The organism is Caballeronia sp. ATUFL_F2_KS9A, from assembly GCF_023630765.1.
GTDB classification, from domain to species: Bacteria; Pseudomonadota; Gammaproteobacteria; order Burkholderiales; family Burkholderiaceae; genus Caballeronia; species Caballeronia zhejiangensis.
On the sequence record NZ_JALQEK010000002.1, the window covers coordinates 13,591 to 29,277 of the forward strand.

General features: G+C 63.8%; 14 protein-coding genes. 3 read left to right on the top strand and 11 right to left on the bottom strand.

What is annotated here, in order from left to right; genetic code table 11:
• Nucleotides 1-1,692, top strand: a complete 1,692-nt coding sequence (aspT, locus tag NCS67_RS02310) for an aspartate-alanine antiporter (RefSeq protein WP_250433940.1) — start codon at nucleotides 1-3, stop codon at nucleotides 1,690-1,692.
• Nucleotides 1,693-1,747: 55 nt separating this feature from the next.
• A complete protein-coding gene (locus tag NCS67_RS02315) occupies nucleotides 1,748-2,596 on the top strand; it encodes an aldo/keto reductase (protein WP_250433942.1) in 849 nt (282 codons plus the stop codon).
• Nucleotides 2,597-2,608: 12 nt separating this feature from the next.
• Here NCS67_RS02315 and NCS67_RS02320 read toward each other — a convergent pair whose 3' ends face one another.
• From NCS67_RS02320 to NCS67_RS02365, 10 genes are all read right to left on the bottom strand, one after another.
• Nucleotides 2,609-3,028: a Rap1a/Tai family immunity protein gene (locus NCS67_RS02320; protein ID WP_008351222.1), complete on the bottom strand. Its 420-nt coding sequence runs from the start codon at nucleotides 3,026-3,028 to the stop codon at nucleotides 2,609-2,611.
• 74 nt (nucleotides 3,029-3,102) lie between these two features.
• Entirely contained in the window at nucleotides 3,103-5,178 is a 2,076-nt protein-coding gene (locus NCS67_RS02325) for an ABC transporter ATP-binding protein (RefSeq protein WP_250433944.1), read from the bottom strand.
• Nucleotides 5,175-6,032, bottom strand: coding sequence for an ABC transporter permease (locus tag NCS67_RS02330; RefSeq protein WP_008351220.1), 858 nt, complete (start codon nucleotides 6,030-6,032; stop codon nucleotides 5,175-5,177). Before NCS67_RS02330 ends, NCS67_RS02325 begins: the two co-directional genes overlap by 4 nt.
• On the bottom strand, nucleotides 6,029-7,036 hold the full coding sequence (locus tag NCS67_RS02335; RefSeq protein WP_250433945.1) for an ABC transporter permease: 1,008 nt from the start codon (nucleotides 7,034-7,036) through the stop codon (nucleotides 6,029-6,031). The genes NCS67_RS02330 and NCS67_RS02335 overlap by 4 nt, the downstream gene beginning before the upstream one ends.
• Nucleotides 7,037-7,040: 4 nt before the next feature.
• Complete coding sequence (locus NCS67_RS02340; protein ID WP_250433946.1) at nucleotides 7,041-8,702, bottom strand: ABC transporter substrate-binding protein; 1,662 nt, start codon at nucleotides 8,700-8,702, stop codon at nucleotides 7,041-7,043.
• Between the two features lie 128 nt (nucleotides 8,703-8,830).
• Entirely contained in the window at nucleotides 8,831-9,313 is a 483-nt protein-coding gene (locus tag NCS67_RS02345) for a cupin domain-containing protein (protein ID WP_033537126.1), read from the bottom strand.
• A gap of 100 nt (nucleotides 9,314-9,413) precedes the next feature.
• Nucleotides 9,414-11,519, bottom strand: coding sequence for an elongation factor G (fusA, locus tag NCS67_RS02350; protein ID WP_250433955.1), 2,106 nt, complete (start codon nucleotides 11,517-11,519; stop codon nucleotides 9,414-9,416).
• Nucleotides 11,520-11,712: 193 nt separating this feature from the next.
• Nucleotides 11,713-12,282, bottom strand: coding sequence for a DUF192 domain-containing protein (locus tag NCS67_RS02355; protein ID WP_008351215.1), 570 nt, complete (start codon nucleotides 12,280-12,282; stop codon nucleotides 11,713-11,715).
• 123 nt (nucleotides 12,283-12,405) lie between these two features.
• On the bottom strand, nucleotides 12,406-12,612 hold the full coding sequence (locus tag NCS67_RS02360) for a hypothetical protein (protein WP_075583544.1): 207 nt from the start codon (nucleotides 12,610-12,612) through the stop codon (nucleotides 12,406-12,408).
• A gap of 395 nt (nucleotides 12,613-13,007) precedes the next feature.
• Complete coding sequence (locus NCS67_RS02365) at nucleotides 13,008-13,583, bottom strand: pseudouridine synthase (RefSeq protein WP_008351207.1); 576 nt, start codon at nucleotides 13,581-13,583, stop codon at nucleotides 13,008-13,010.
• Between the two features lie 200 nt (nucleotides 13,584-13,783).
• On the opposite strand from NCS67_RS02365, the gene icd reads away from it, so the two are divergent.
• Nucleotides 13,784-15,040 carry an NADP-dependent isocitrate dehydrogenase gene (icd, locus tag NCS67_RS02370; protein WP_008351202.1) on the top strand — a complete coding sequence of 419 codons (1,257 nt, stop codon included), beginning with the start codon at nucleotides 13,784-13,786 and terminating at the stop codon, nucleotides 15,038-15,040.
• 158 nt (nucleotides 15,041-15,198) lie between these two features.
• Here the strand turns inward: icd and cspD are convergent, their stop codons facing one another.
• Nucleotides 15,199-15,405, bottom strand: a complete 207-nt coding sequence (cspD, locus tag NCS67_RS02375; RefSeq protein WP_008351201.1) for a cold shock domain-containing protein CspD — start codon at nucleotides 15,403-15,405, stop codon at nucleotides 15,199-15,201.
• Nucleotides 15,406-15,687 lie beyond the last annotated feature (282 nt).

The following is a 15,687-nucleotide window of genomic DNA, read 5'->3' on the forward strand; positions in this document are numbered from 1 at the left end:
ATGGAATGGCTCCACGACATCTTCCAGAAAGCGCCGGAATCGGCGCTCTTTCTTTCGCTCGCGGCGGGTTATCTGATCGGCCAGATCAGCTTCGGCAAGTTTCAACTGGGCGGCGTGGGCGGCTCGCTGATCGCGGCGGTGATCGTGAGCCAGGCGGGCGTGCAGATCGACAACGGCGTGAAATCCGTGATGTTCGCCGTGTTCATCTACGCGGTCGGCTACGACTCCGGCCCGCAGTTTTTCAGCTCGATCAACCGCCGCACGCTGCGCGAAATCGCGATGGCGCTGTTCCTCGCGGTGACGGCGCTCGCGAGCGTGATCGTCTGCGCGAAGCTGTTCGGGCTCAACAAGGGGCTAGCGGCCGGACTCGCGGGCGGGGCGCTGACGCAATCGGCGATTATCGGCACGGCGGGCGATGCGATCGCGCGGCTCGGATGGCCCGCCGATCAGACCAAGGCGTTGCAGGCCGACGTCGCGGTCGCGTACGCGGTAACGTACGTGTTCGGCTCGCTCGGCGCGATCATCGTATGCGTGAACATCCTGCCGAAGTTCATGGGGCAGAGTCTCAGGGATGCGTCGATCGAAGCGGAGAAGGCGCTCGCGGGCGGGGCGTCCGGTCCCGGACCAGGGCAGATTTCGGCGTTGCCCGCGCTCGTCGGACGCACGTATCGCGTGACGCACGATGGCGCGGCGGGGCGCACGGTCGCGCACGTCGAAGTCGACGACCGGGACATGATCACCGTCGAGCGCATCCGGCGCGGCGGGCGCGCGCTGGAGCCTGCCGCGGACTTCGTATTGCGAGCGGGCGATATCGTGCTCGTCGTCGGGCGGCGCGAGGCGATGGCGGGCGCGACGGCGCACATCGGCGAGGAAATCGCGGACGCCGATGGCAGCAGCGTCGTCATGCAGAAGCGTCAGGGCGTGTTCACGAAGCGCGGGATGAACCACGTGAGCATCGCCGACGTGCGCGCGACGGTCGATCGCGACATTCGGCACGGCGTGTATATCCACGGCATCACGCGTGCGGGGCATCCGTTGCCGGTGCTGCCCGAGACGACGCTCGATCACGGCGATGTCATCACGTTCTACGGCGCGCCGCAGGACACGAAGCGCGCCGTCGATGCCGCCGGTTACGAACTGCCGTATTCCGACAAGACCGATTTCATCTACATGGGCGTGGGTATCGTGCTCGGGTTGCTGATCGGGCTGATCGTCGTCGATGCAGGCGGCGTGCCGCTCACGCTCGGCTCGGGCGGCGGCTGCCTGCTCACCGGTTTGCTGTTCGGCTGGATGCGCGGCAAGCATCCGATGTACGGCGTGATGCCGCCGGCCGCATCGCAATTGCTGAAGGATTTCGGACTGGCGGCGTTCGTCGCGGTGGTCGGGCTGAATTCCGGCTTGCAGGCCGTCGTCACGGTGAAACAGAGCGGGCTGACGATCTTCCTGCTCGGCGTGTTCGTCACGCTGTTTCCGCTCGTGCTGACGATGCTCTTCGGCCGCTACGTCCTGCGTTACGACAACGCGGCGCTGCTCGCGGGCGCGCTCACCGGTTCGCGCAGTGCGAATCCGGCGTTCGGCGGCGTGCTCGACAAAGCCGAAAGCGCCGCGCCGACGGTGCCGTTCGCGATCACGTATGCGTTGGCGAACGTGCTGCTGACCTTGCTCGGACCTTTGGTGGTCGGGCTCGTCTGAAGCGGCGGGCGTGCTCCTTGCGCCATAATCGGCGGACCTGCAAGGAGACTTCTTCATGGCTCAATCCAATGCGGCAACCGTCACGCTTCCGTCCGGCGAAGCGATTCCGAAACTCGGCCAGGGCACCTGGGAAATGGGCGAGCGCCCGAACGCGCGCAAGAGCGAGATCGCCGCTTTGCGCGAGGGCGTCGATCTCGGCATGACGCTCATCGATACCGCCGAGATGTACGGCGAAGGCGAAAGCGAGAAGCTCATCGCCGAAGCGCTCGGCGACAGGCGCGACGAGCTTTTCATCGTCAGCAAGGTGTATCCGCATAACGGCAGCGAGCGCGGCGTGCAGAGCGCATGCGAGCGCAGCCTGAAACGCCTGAAGACCGATCGCATCGATCTGTATTTGCTGCACTGGCGCGGCGGCGAGGATCTCGAAGGCGTGATCGCGGGTTTCGAAAAACTGAAGGACGACGGCAAGATTCGCCACTGGGGCGTGAGCAACTTCGACACGGACGACATGGAAGAACTCTTATCGCTCGATGGCGGCGACGCCTGCGCGACCGATCAGATTCTCTTCAACGTCGCGCGGCGCGGGGCGGAGTTCGATCTGTTGCCGTGGCTGCGTGAGCACCGCATGCCCGCGATGGCGTACAGCCCCGTCGATCACGCGCGTCTGCCGCGCGGCGGCGCGCTGGAACAGATCGCGGCGGCGCGCGGCGTGTCGGCGTTTCAGGTGGCGCTCGCGTGGGTGCTGCAGCAGCCGCAGGTATTCGCGATTCCGAAAGCGTCGGATGTCGCGCACGTTCGCGAGAATCGCGCGGCGCTCGATCTTCACCTGTCCGCCGACGAGCTCGCGGACATCGATCGGCAGTTCAAGCCGCCGAAGTCGAAGCGCCCGCTCGAAATGCTGTGACGACGCGCCGGATCACGTGCACGCGTGATGCGCGTGCACCGAGCCGAGCACCGCGACTTCCGCGGGCGTGCGCCTCAGATCGGCTTCGTTGACCTGCTTCGCATCGGCGAGGAAGTCGTCGACGATCGACGACACGGTCGTGTCCGCGAGACACAGCGATACGCGCTTCGTCTCGCCATCGGGCAGCGAGGTGCGCTGCGACAGAAACAGCACGCCGTACTGATAACCGCGCACGATTCCGCGTACCGCGCCCACGCATTGTCCTTGCGCCGTGTTGTCGGACTTCGCGGCGCATTGCTGCGCGAGCGCGTAGGCCGAGAAAGTCGGATCGGACGCGCCGGGCGCCGGAGCCTGTGGTGCGGTCTGCGCCTGCGCGGCCGTCGCGACGCCGAAAGTCAGTGCGCAAAGCGCGGCGGAGAGGGCGGGTTTCATCGGTTGAATCCTCGTTGTTTTGAAGGTTGAACCGATGAGAGGCGCGCAACGCCGCTTTGGTTCCGACGAAAGCCTCAGCGCGCCTGACGCTGCAGCGTGCGCAATTCGTCGACGGGAATGTGGCAATGAATCGCGTGACCGTCGCCGGCGTCGCGGCACGGCGGCGTTTCGGTTTCGCAGATTTCGCCGATCTTGCGCGGACAGCGCGTATGGAACACGCAGCCCGAAGGCGGATTCGCCGCGCTCGGCAACTCGCCCGACAGCCGGATGCGCTTCGCGTGCGTCCCGTCGATCGACGGCACCGACGACAGCAATGCTTCGGTGTACGGATGCTGCGGTCCGTCGAAGACGGCGGCCGCGCGCCCGATCTCCATGATGCGCCCGAGATACAGCACGGCGATGCGGTCCGACAGATAGCGCACGACATGCAAATCATGCGAGATGAACACGTAGGAGACGCGGCGCTCGCGCTGCAGATCGGCAAGCAGATTGAGGATTGCGGCCTGCACGGAGACATCGAGCGCGGAAGTCGGTTCGTCGCACACGACGACGCGCGGATCGCCCGCGAACGCGCGCGCGATCGCGACGCGCTGCTTCAATCCGCCCGACAGTTGCCGCGTGCGCGAGCTCAGATAGCGCTCCGGCAGACGCACCGCTTCGGTCAGCGTGTGCAGGCGCTGTTCCTTCGCTTCGCCGTGCAACGCGGCGAGCTTCGACAGCGAACGCGCGATCAGTTGCCGCACGGAATGCGCGCGATTCAGCGCGGAATCCGGGTTCTGAAAGACGATCTGCAGCGACTTCACCTGTTCTTCGCTGCGCCGGGTCACGCGCTCGGGCAGCGCGGCGCCGTCGAGCTCGAGCGACGCGCCTTTGTCGGGCGATACGAGGCCGAGCAGCAGCTTCGCGAGCGTCGTCTTGCCGCTGCCCGATTCGCCGACGAGCCCGAGCGTTTCGCCCTGCACGAGATCGAGCGAGACATCGTGGACGGCGCGCACGTCTGCATCGCCGACGCGGAATGTCTTCGAGAGATTGCGCGCGGATAGCGCGAGCGGCTGATCGACACCGTCGGCATCGGCGACGGGCACCGGCGCTTCGTCGGCCGAGCGCGGCAGCGTTTCCGCGCGTTCGTGATAGTGACAGCGCGCCATCTGATCGCCGTGCGCCGACGCCACGCGATACGGCGGCGGCGCGTCCTTCAGACAACGCTCGTCGGCGAGCTTGCAGCGCGGCGCGAAAATGCAGCCCTGCGTGATCGATCCGGGCAGCGGGAGCGAGCCTGGAATCGTGTCGAGCCGGCCCGTTCCCTTGGCGCGCCCCGCACGCGGCAGACAGCGCAGCAGGCCGACCGTGTACGGATGACGCGGCTTGGCGAACACGTCGGCGGTCGTGCCTTCCTCGACGAGCTTGCCCGCGTACAGCACGCCGACGCGATCGCACATGCGCCCGATCACCGCGAGATTGTGGCTGATGAAGAGCACGGCCGTGCCCAACTCCGCACGCAATTGCGCGATGAGATCGAGCACTTCGGCTTCGACGGTGGCGTCGAGACCGGTGGTCGGTTCGTCGAGAATCAGCAGTTCGGGATTGCACGCGAGCGCCATCGCGATGACCACGCGTTGCTGCATCCCGCCCGAAAGCTGATGCGGATAACTCTTCATCACGCGTTCGGGCGATGCGATGCGCACGCGTCTCAGCATGTCGGCCGTGCGCGACAGCGCTTCGTCGGCGGATGCGCCCGTGACTTCGAACGCTTCGGAGACTTGCCGCGCGATCGTCAGCGACGGATTCAGCGCGCGTCCGGGATCCTGATAGACCATCGACACGGCGGTCGCGCGCATGCCGCGCAGCGCGTCGGCGTCGAGCGCGGCGACGTCGCGCCCGGCGATCGAAATGCGGCCAGCCTTCACGCGCCCGTTGCGCGGCAAGTAGCGCAGCACCGCGAGCGCGGCGGTCGACTTGCCACAGCCCGATTCACCGACCAGCCCGTAGGCCTCGCCGCGCCTGACGCGCAACGTGACGTCCTGCAGCACGTCACGTTCGCGTCCGCGCGAACGGTACGCGACCGTGAGGCCGACGACCGTGAGCGCGTCGGCCTGATCGCCTTTCGCGGCGCCGAACGTGGGAAAAGCCGATGGCGGCGGTCCGTTCATCGGTCGAGCACTCCTTGCACGGCATCCGCGACGAGATTCACCGCGACGACCAGCGATGCGATCGCGGCGGCGTCGAAGACGACGGTCCACCACGCGCCGCCCGCCATCAGCGTATAGCTTTCGGACAAGGCGAGACCCCAGTCGGCGGACGGCGGCTGAATGCCGAAGCCGAGAAACGACAGCGTCGCGACGGCGAAGATCGCGTAGCCGAGACGAACGGTCGCCTCGACGATGATCGGCGGCAGCACGTTCGGCAGAATCTCCGCGAACATGATGTAGAGCGCGTTCTCGCCGCGCAATTGCGCCGCGAGCACGTAGTCGAGATGGCGCTCGCTCAGCACGGCGGCGCGCACGGTGCGCGCGGTGATCGGCGCGAAGGTGAGGCCGATGACGAGGATCACTGTCGTGTTGCTCGCGCCGACGGCGGCGAGCGCGAGCAGCGCGACGATCACGAGCGGCAGCGCGAGCAGCGCATCGATCACGCGGCCGATGGCGGCGTCGACCCAGCCGTCGAAATAGCCGACGACGAGCCCGAGCGCCGTGCCCGCCGCCGTGCCGAGCAAGGTCGCGAGCGGCGCGATCGTCAGAATGTCGCGCGAGCCGACGATCACGCGCGCGAACACGTCGCGACCGAGCTGGTCGGTGCCGAACCAGTGATCGCCCGAAGGCGCGACGAGCGAGTTGAGCGGATCGGACGCGTAGGGATCGTGCGGCACGAGCCAGTGGCCGAAGAGCGCGCACAGCACCCAGAAGAGCAGGATCAGCACGCCGATATCGAAGGTCGCGGAACGCACGAGCGCGCTCAACGCTTCGAAGCGGCGCGATTTCGGTGCGATAGCGGCCGCCGTGCTCATTTCGCTTCCCCGGTGCGCAGGCGCGGATTGAGCACGACGTAGAGCGCATCGGCGATCAGATTCGCCGCCGTATAGATCACGCCGATGGTCAACACGCCCGCTTCGAGCATCGGAAAGTCCTTCGCTTTTGCGGCGTTGTAGATCAGCGAGCCGATGCCCTGGTAGTGAAACAGCGTTTCCACGACGACGAGTCCGCCGATCATGTAGCCGAGCTGCGTCGCGGCGACGGTGACGGTCGGCAAAAGCGCGTTGCGCAGCACATGGCGCACGATCACGACGCGCTGCGGCAAGCCCTTCAGGATCGCGGTGCGCGTGTAATCGGCGTCGAGCGCTTCGACGGTGCCCGCGCGCGCCATCCGCGCGATGTAGCCGAAGAACACGAAGACGAGCGGCAGCACTGGCAGGATCAGATGTTCGAGTTGCGTGAAGAAGCCCGCGTCGGCAGGCGCGGTCGCTTCGATCGGCAGCCATTGCAGCCAGACGCCGAAGATCAGGATCAGCACGATCGACGAGACGAATTCCGGCACCACCGTCGCCGTCAATCCGCCGATGCTGATGACGCGATCGATCCATCGTCCCGAATGCAGCGCCGCGTACACGCCGCCCGCGATGCCGAGCGGCACCACGACGACGAACGCGAGCGCGCCGAGCTTCGCCGAATTCCACAGCGCGTTGCCGATGAACGGCGCCACGGGCGCGCGAAACGCGTAGGACTCGCCCATGTCGCCGCGCAGGAAATGGCCGATCCAGCTCGAATACTGCGTGAGAAGCGGCCGGTCGACGCCAAGCTGATGGTTGAGCGCGGCGACCGCGCGCGCATCGGCGAGCGGGCCGAGAATCGCGCGGCCGACGTCGCCGGGCAGCAACTGGCCGCCCGCGAACACGATCATCGACAGAAGCCACAGCGTGACGAGCGCGAGCGAGAGCCGCACGCCGACGAAGCGCGCGATGCGCTTCATTCGGGCGAAGTCGGCGACGTGCGCCGTGGGCGTGATCGTGCTCATTCGCTTACGCCGAGATCGTCGCGCGGTCGAACCACATCTGCGAAATCGCGTTGAAGCGCACGCCGGAGACATTGGCGCGCGTGACGATCAGCTGGTCGTAGAAGTAGGGGATGACGACCGGCGTTTCGTCGAGCAGCAAATGCTGAATCTGCCCGGACAGCTTCTTCTGCGACGCGACGTCGAGCGCCGCGACGAACTGCGCGACGAGCTTGTCGTATTCGGGATTCTTGAAGTGCGCCGCGTTCCAGGTGCCGCCGCTCGTCAGCGGCGCGTTGAGGAACACGTTCGGCACGCCGCGATGCCCGTAATCGGTGATGCCGAGCGGCGAATCGAGCCAGTCCGACTTGCCGAACGTGCCCGAGCCGTAATAGAGGTCCTGACTCTCGACCTTCAACTGGATGCGTATGCCGATCGCCTTCGCCGCGTTCTGCACGACGACTGCGAGATCGGGAATCTCCATGTACTTTTCGGTCGTGAGCGTGACGTCGAAGCCGTTCGCGACGCCGGCATCGCTCATCAGCTTCTTCGCCTGCGCGATGTCGATCTTGCGTTGCGGCACGCTGAGATCGCTCGACGGAAAAACCGGCGCGAACGGGCTGTCGTTGCCGACTTGCGCGCGGCCGCGGAACAGGCCCTTCACGATGACTTCGCGATCGATCGCGAGCGCGAGCGCCTGACGCACGCGCTTGTCCTTGAACGGCGCCATGTCGCAGCGCATATGCAGTTGCCGATGCGAACTCGACTTCGTGCCGAGCACCTTGAATTGCGGATTCGTCAGCATCGCGACCCCGCCTTGCACCGTGAAGTCGCCCATCACGTCGGCCTGGCGGCCTTGCATCGCGAGAAGCTGCGCCTGTTGATCCGCGTAGAAGGAAAACTGCACGCGATCGGGCAGCGCTTTCTCGCCCCAGTAGTCGGGATTGCGCACGAACGATGCGCCCACTTTCGGCGTGTATTTCTCCAGCTTCAGCGCGCCCGTGCCCATGAACGTCTTCTCGTAAGGGCCGCTGAAATTCGCCGGGAGGATCACGGCGTTATACGTATCCGAGGAAACGTAATACGGGAAATTGCCATTGGGCGCGTCGAGATGAAACTCGACGGTGTGATCGTCGACGGCCTTCGCCGAATCCTTCGACAGCACGCCCTTCAGCACCGAAAGCGCAGCCGAGCCGGTCGCCGGATCGGACAGGCGGTTGAAGGTCGCGACGACGTCCTTCGCGGTCATCGGCTGGCCGTCGTGGAACTTCACGTTCGGGCGCAGCTTGAACGTCCACACGTCGCCCTTGGCATTCGACGACCACGACAGCGCGAGCGCCGGCTTGAGCGTCAGATGCTCGCTGTCGTCGTCGACGAGAAATTCGCCGGTCTGATTGATGAGCGCAAGCCCCGACGCATCCGTCACGGTGAGCGGATCGACGGCGCCCGCGGGCATCAGATGCGCGACGCGGATCGTGCCGCCCGGCTTGCCCGCGCCTTGCGCCCGCGCGCCCGGCATACCGAAGATGCCGCCCGCCGTGAGCGCGATGCCGAGCACGCTCGCATGGCGCAGCAACTCGCGGCGCGTGAGGCGTCCGGCCATGAACTCGTCGATCGCGTGATTGCCCAGTTCGCCCGCGCGAGGGCGGGCCAGTTCCAGAAGATGCGCGTCGGTCGAAGGTTTCTTCATCGTGTGCTTTTCCGTTGTCGTTGTTTGCTGGCCGTCGCCCACGCGCGATCGGCTCGACCGCGCCGTCGAGGTGCATTCGGGCATCGCTAGCAAGGAACGCGCCGCTCCATGACGCGCCCGTGCGCTTTTCAGTGATCGTGTGGATGCTTGTGAATCGGATCGACCCAATAGACTTCCTCGGGCTTCTCGACGGCATCGATGTTCAGATTCACCACCACCGCTTCGTTGTCGCTGCGCACGAGCACGCATTCGAGCGGATCGGCGGTGCTCGCGTTGATTTCCTGGTGCGGCACATAAGGCGGCACGAAAATGAAGTCGCCGGGACCGGCCTCGGCCGTGAACTCGAGATGCTCGCCCCAGCGCATGCGCGCCTGGCCGCGCACGACATAGATGACGCTTTCGAGCGCGCCGTGATGATGCGCGCCGGTTTTCGCATTCGGATGGATCGTGACCGTGCCGGCCCAGATTTTCTGGGCGCCGACGCGCGCCGCGTTGATGGCAGCCGCGCGGTTCATGCCGGGCGTCTGCGGCGTGTTGGTGTCGAGCTGATCGCCCTTGATGACCTTGACGCCGTGTTCGCGCCAATCGATGTGCTGATGTGGATCGCTCATGTCGCTCATGCCCGTGTATCGTCTGCGGATATGAAAAAGTCCGTTGCCGCCATCAAGGAAGCGAGCAACGGACTTCCGATACTACACGGTTCGATCGCGATTATTTCGCTTTCGAATTGATGATCGCTTCCGACACGTTCGACGGCGTCTCCGCGTAATGCTTGAACTCCATCGTGTAGGTCGCGCGGCCTTGCGTCAGCGAGCGCAGCGACGTCGAGTAGCCGAACATCTCGGCAAGCGGCACTTCCGCGCGCACGAGCTTGCCGCCGCCGCCCGCGATGTCCTCCATGCCCTGCACGATGCCGCGCCGGCCCGAGAGATCGCCCATCACGTTGCCCATGAAGTCCTCGGGCGTCTCGACTTCGACGGCCATCATCGGTTCGAGCAGCACGGGCTTCGCCTTGCGCATCGCTTCCTTGAAGGCCATCGAGCCGGCCATGCGGAACGCGTTTTCGTTCGAATCGACATCGTGATACGAGCCGAAGGTGAGCCGCACTTTCACGTCGACGACCGGATAGCCCGCGAGCACGCCGGCCTTCAGCGTTTCCTGAATGCCCTTGTCGACGGCGGGGATGAACTCGCGCGGAATCACGCCGCCCTTGATCTGGTCGACGAACTCGTAGCCCTTGCCGGGGTCCGGCTCCAGCGCGATCACGGCGTGACCGTACTGCCCGCGTCCGCCCGACTGCTTGACGAATTTGCCTTCGACATCCTCGACCTTGTTGCGCACGGTCTCGCGATACGCGACCTGCGGCTTGCCGACCGTCGCCTCGACGCCGAACTCGCGCTTCATCCGGTCGACGAGAATCTCGAGGTGCAGCTCGCCCATGCCGGAGATGATCGTCTGGCCCGATTCCTCATCGGTCGTCACGCGGAACGACGGATCTTCCTGCGCGAGACGGTTCAGCGCGATGCCCATCTTTTCCTGATCGGCCTTCGTCTTCGGTTCGACGGCCTGCGAGATCACCGGTTCAGGGAAGATCATCCGTTCGAGGATGATGACGTTCTGCGGATCGCAAAGCGTGTCGCCGGTCGTCGCTTCCTTGAGACCGACGGCCGCCGCGATGTCGCCCGCGCGCACCTCCTTGATTTCCTTGCGCTCGTTCGCGTGCATTTGCAGAATCCGGCCGAGGCGCTCCTTCTTGTCCTTCACCGGATTGAAGACCGTGTCGCCTGAATTCACGACGCCCGAATACACGCGGAAGAAGATCAACTGCCCGACGAACGGGTCGGTCATGATCTTGAACGCGAGCGCGGAGAACGGCTCGTCGTCGCTCGGATGACGCTCCGCTTCCTCGTCGTCTTCCGTGTGGCCGAGAATCGCGGGCACGTCGACGGGCGAGGGCAGGTAGTCGATCACGGCGTCGAGCATCGCCTGGACGCCCTTGTTCTTGAACGCGCTGCCGCAGAGCATCGGTACGATTTCGTTGGCGATCGTGCGTTTGCGCAGCGCGCCCTTGATCTCGTCCTCGGTCAGGCTGTTGTGGTCTTCCAGATACTTCTCGAGCAGCTCTTCGCTCGCTTCGGCGGCGGCCTCGACCATCTTCTCGCGCCACTCGTGCGCGAGATCCTTGAGGTTGTCGGGAACTTCCTCGTAGGTGAACTTGATGCCCTGGCTCTCGTCGTCCCAGACGATCGCCTTCATCTTCACGAGGTCGACGACGCCCTGAAAGTGATCTTCCGCGCCGATCGGAATCTGGATCGGCACCGCGACGCCCTTCAGCCGGTCGCCGATCTGCCGCTGCACGCGAAAGAAGTCCGCGCCGACGCGGTCCATCTTGTTGACGAACGCGATGCGCGGCACCTTGTACTTGTTCGCCTGACGCCACACGGTTTCCGATTGCGGCTGCACGCCGCCGACCGAGTCGTAGACCATGCAGGCGCCATCGAGCACGCGCATCGAGCGCTCGACTTCGATCGTGAAGTCGACGTGCCCCGGCGTATCGATGATGTTGATGCGATGTTCCGGATAATTGCCGGCCATGCCTTTCCAGAAGGCCGTCGTTGCCGCGGAGGTGATCGTGATGCCGCGTTCCTGCTCCTGCTCCATCCAGTCCATCGTGGCCGCGCCGTCGTGCACTTCGCCGATCTTGTGCGTCACGCCGGTGTAGAAAAGGATGCGCTCGGTAGTCGTAGTTTTGCCGGCATCGATGTGAGCGCTGATTCCGATATTCCGATAGCGCTCGATGGGAGTCTTGCGGGGCACGTGAACCTCCTGTGGTTTGAGTCGGCGCGGCGTGTGAAGCCAACGCGAATGCGTCGCGCCGAATCTTTTTAGGATAGCGCGTCGGCAGGCTCTTTGCAGGAATCCTGCCAGCCCGGCGCAAGCGACTTCCCGGACGCAAAAAAACCGGCGTGTCGTGCGACGACGCCGGTTGTTCGGGCGGGCAAGAAGCGCGTTACTGCGCGCGCGGCAAGCCTTTGATCTGCGTGCCCGGCTTGATGCCTTTCGCGGCAAACCATCCCTTCGGCATTTCGAGCGCATACACGCCGTTGTTGCGCGGGCAGTGGTTGTTCTCGGTTTCGGCCTGCATCTCGTCGATGTCGGTGATCGTGCCGTCCGCGCGGATGAACGCGATCGACAGCGGGATCAGCGTGTTCTTCATCCAGAAGCAATGCACGGCGTTTTCATTGAACACGAAGAGCATGCCTTCGTTCGGTGCGAGCTGCGTGCGATACATGAGACCTTGCTCGCGATCGGCATCGTTCGCGGCGACGGCGGCGTCGATCACATACATGCCCGCGGTCAGCTTTGCGCGCGGAAAGTCGGACGGCTGCTTGGCGCCGGGCGGCATCGTCTGCGCCTGTGCGAGCGGCAGTGCGGCGAAGGGCAGGGCAAGCGCGATCACGCATGCGCGCGCGAGCTTGCCGAGGTTGATTTGTTGATTGAAGAAGCGCGAGACGAGATTCACGGCAAAGCTCCCTTTCTGATCGATGGCTTGCGCCTGAGCCGGACAAACCCCGCGCATGTTACTCGATGCGCAGGCACAAAACAAAAGGGCAGACGCCTTGCGGCCATCTGCCCTTTGAACGCCGTAAGGACGGCGGTAATGCTCGTTCTTGACTTCGCTATACCGCCTCTTACAAAAAACTTACTGAGCTGCCGAAGCGGCTGCCGGAGCCGACGCAGCGGCTGCCTTCTTGTGCGACTTCGACGACTTGTGCGACGTCTTCTTGTGAGCCGACTTGTGAGCCGACGACGCAGCTGCCGGAGCAGCAGCGGCCGGTGCCGAAGCTTCTTGTGCGAAAGCAGCGGTTGCGAACAGGCCAGCGACGAGAGCAGCGATCAGTTTGTTCATCTGTGAATCCTCAGCTTGAGTTAATTAACCAAACGACCCGGTCATTGAGTCATGTCGGTAAACGAGCCACCTACCTTTCGGTTGACACTCGACATCGATAATTCAAATTCGATGCGACTGTGAACGCTTGAACCTTTCAAACTCCCTGGAGCACACAGGTAGTTGTAATCAGTTATTCGCTCATGCCGGATAGCTTTATGCGGCATCTGACGCCCTTAACGCGTCGCGTGAAGAGTCGGTTGACGCGATTTACAGAGAAAATTGCGCGGCGACAAAAAAATATCGGCGGCGCGATATGCGCTACTCGATCTCGATGACAGCACGTTTAAACACATCGCACTAAACGATGCACACGGCGATGCACACGGCCGATATTCAGGATAGTTGAATGCGATTCAACGAACGCGCTGCCACGGCGCGCGCGGGGCGACCTCGACAGTCTCGCCCGGCGCCAGGCCGAGCGTGAAGATATCGAGCGCGCCGATCGCGACGCGTACGAGCCGCAAGGTCGGAAAGCCGACTGCAGCCGTCATCCGCCGCACCTGCCGATTCTTGCCTTCGGTGATGGCGAGCTCGATCCACGTCGTCGGGATGGCGGCGCGATAGCGGATCGGCGGATTGCGTGGCCAGAGCGCTTCGATGTCGCGTTCGTCGACGAATGCGCTGCGGCACGGCTGCGTCACGTAATCGCCGAGATCGACGCCTTTCGAAAGACGCGCGAGCGCGGCTTCGTCGGGCGCGCCTTCGACTTGCGCCCAATAGCGCTTTACCAGCTTGTGACGCGGCTCCGCGATGCGGGCCTGGAGCGCGCCGTCGTCGGTGAGGAGGAGCAGGCCTTCGCTATCGGCGTCGAGCCGGCCCGCGGGATACACGCCCGGCGTCTTCACCCAGTCGCCGAGCGACGCGCGCGTCTCGTGCGCCGAAAACTGGCAGATGGTGCCGAAGGGCTTGTTCAGGGCGATAAGTGACATGCGAGGCGCGCGGCGTGGTCGGATGCGGCATCTTAAAGCATGCGCGCGGCGGCTTTCGGGCGCGCCGGGACAAGCCAGCATGGTTAGAATGATGAAGTGAACTTCATCGCGCGGGTTCATCGCTCGCGCATGCTGCATCGCATCGCTCTCTATCCAGTTTGCTTGCTTCCATTCAAGCCCGGCCTTATTTGGAGTCGACCATGCCGTATCAGCACATCAAGGTTCCGGAAGGCGGTGACAAGATCACCGTCAACGCGGACTTCTCGCTCAACGTCTCGGATCAGCCGATCATCCCGTATATCGAGGGCGACGGCACGGGCGTCGACATCACGCCGGTGATGATCAAGGTCGTCGATGCGGCGGTCGAGAAGGCCTACGGCGGCAAGCGCAAGATTCAATGGATGGAAATCTTCGCGGGCGAAAAGGCGACGCGCGTCTACGGCCCCGACGTGTGGCTGCCGGACGAAACGCTCGAAGTGGTGAAGGATTTCATCGTGTCGATCAAAGGGCCGCTCACGACGCCCGTCGGCGGCGGCATCCGCTCGCTGAACGTGGCGCTACGTCAGCAACTCGATCTCTACGTGTGTCTGCGTCCGGTGCGCTACTTCAAGGGCGTGCCGTCGCCGGTGCGCGAACCGGAGAAGATCGACATGGTGATCTTCCGCGAGAATTCGGAAGACATCTACGCGGGCGTCGAATGGCCGGCGGATTCGCCCGAAGCGAAGAAGGTCATCAAGTTCCTGCGCGAAGAAATGGGCGTGAAGAAGATCCGCTTCCCTGATTCGTCGGGACTCGGCATCAAGCCCGTTTCGCGGGAGGGCACGGAGCGGCTCGTGCGCAAGGCGATCCAGTACGCGATCGACAACGATCGCCGCTCGGTGACGCTCGTGCACAAGGGCAACATCATGAAGTTCACCGAAGGCGCCTTCCGCGATTACGGCTACGCGCTCGCGCAGAAGGAGTTCGGCGCGGAACTGATCGACGGCGGCCCGTGGATGAAGGTGAAGAATCCGAAGTCGGGCAGCGATATCGTCGTGAAGGATGTGATCGCCGATGCGTTCCTTCAGCAAATCCTGCTGCGTCCCGCCGAATACGACGTGATCGCCACGCTCAACCTGAACGGCGACTACATCTCGGACGCGCTCGCGGCGCAGGTGGGCGGCATCGGCATCGCGCCGGGCGCGAACATGTCGGATTCCGTCGCGATGTTCGAGGCGACGCACGGCACGGCGCCGAAATACGCGGGCAAGGACTACGTGAATCCCGGTTCGGAAATTTTGTCCGCCGAAATGATGCTGCGCCATCTCGGCTGGTTCGAGGCCGCGGACCGCATCATTTCGTCGATGGAGCAGTCGATTCTTTCGAAGCGCGTCACGTACGACTTCGCGCGTTTGATGGAAGGCGCGACGCAAGTATCGTGTTCGGGTTTCGGAGAGGTGATGATCGAGAATATGTGAGGACTCACCTCGATTCGATGTGGTAAATAAAAACCCCGGAAGGCCTACGCCTTCCGGGGTTTTTATTTCGCGCACATGCCTCATATGCGTGCAACGCGCGAGGCATGAAAAAACCCGGCGCGAAGGCCGGGTTTCACGAGGCTAAGACGATCGAACGGTCAGGCAGCGTCCTGAATGTTCGAAGCTTGTTTGCCTTTCGGTCCCTGGACGATCTCGAAGCTGACCTTCTGGCCTTCCTTGAGCGTCTTGAAACCGTTCATTTGAATCGCCGAGAAATGTGCGAACAGATCCTCGCCGCCTTCATCGGGCGTGATGAATCCGTAGCCTTTCGCGTCGTTGAACCATTTGACCGTACCAGTAGACATTCGTACTTCCCCTCTAACTCTTGTCGCACCCAGAGCACGCTCGAAAAGCTCGACGGCACACCCCACAATGTGAACCGCCCCCTCCTCACAAGCTCACCTCGGCCTCTTTTTTCGTCCGTGGTTGGCCCCCGGAAAAAAGTGCCAGTTTGATTGTTAAATCTCTTAAATCGGGTGTCAAGGAATTTTTGGGATAGCCGTTAAGCTCGTTGCAAAGAGCGCATTCGTAGGGTAATTCCTGCTTTGCGTGTGTGCTGCCGTCCAAGCAAGTCATCTTGAAAAGTC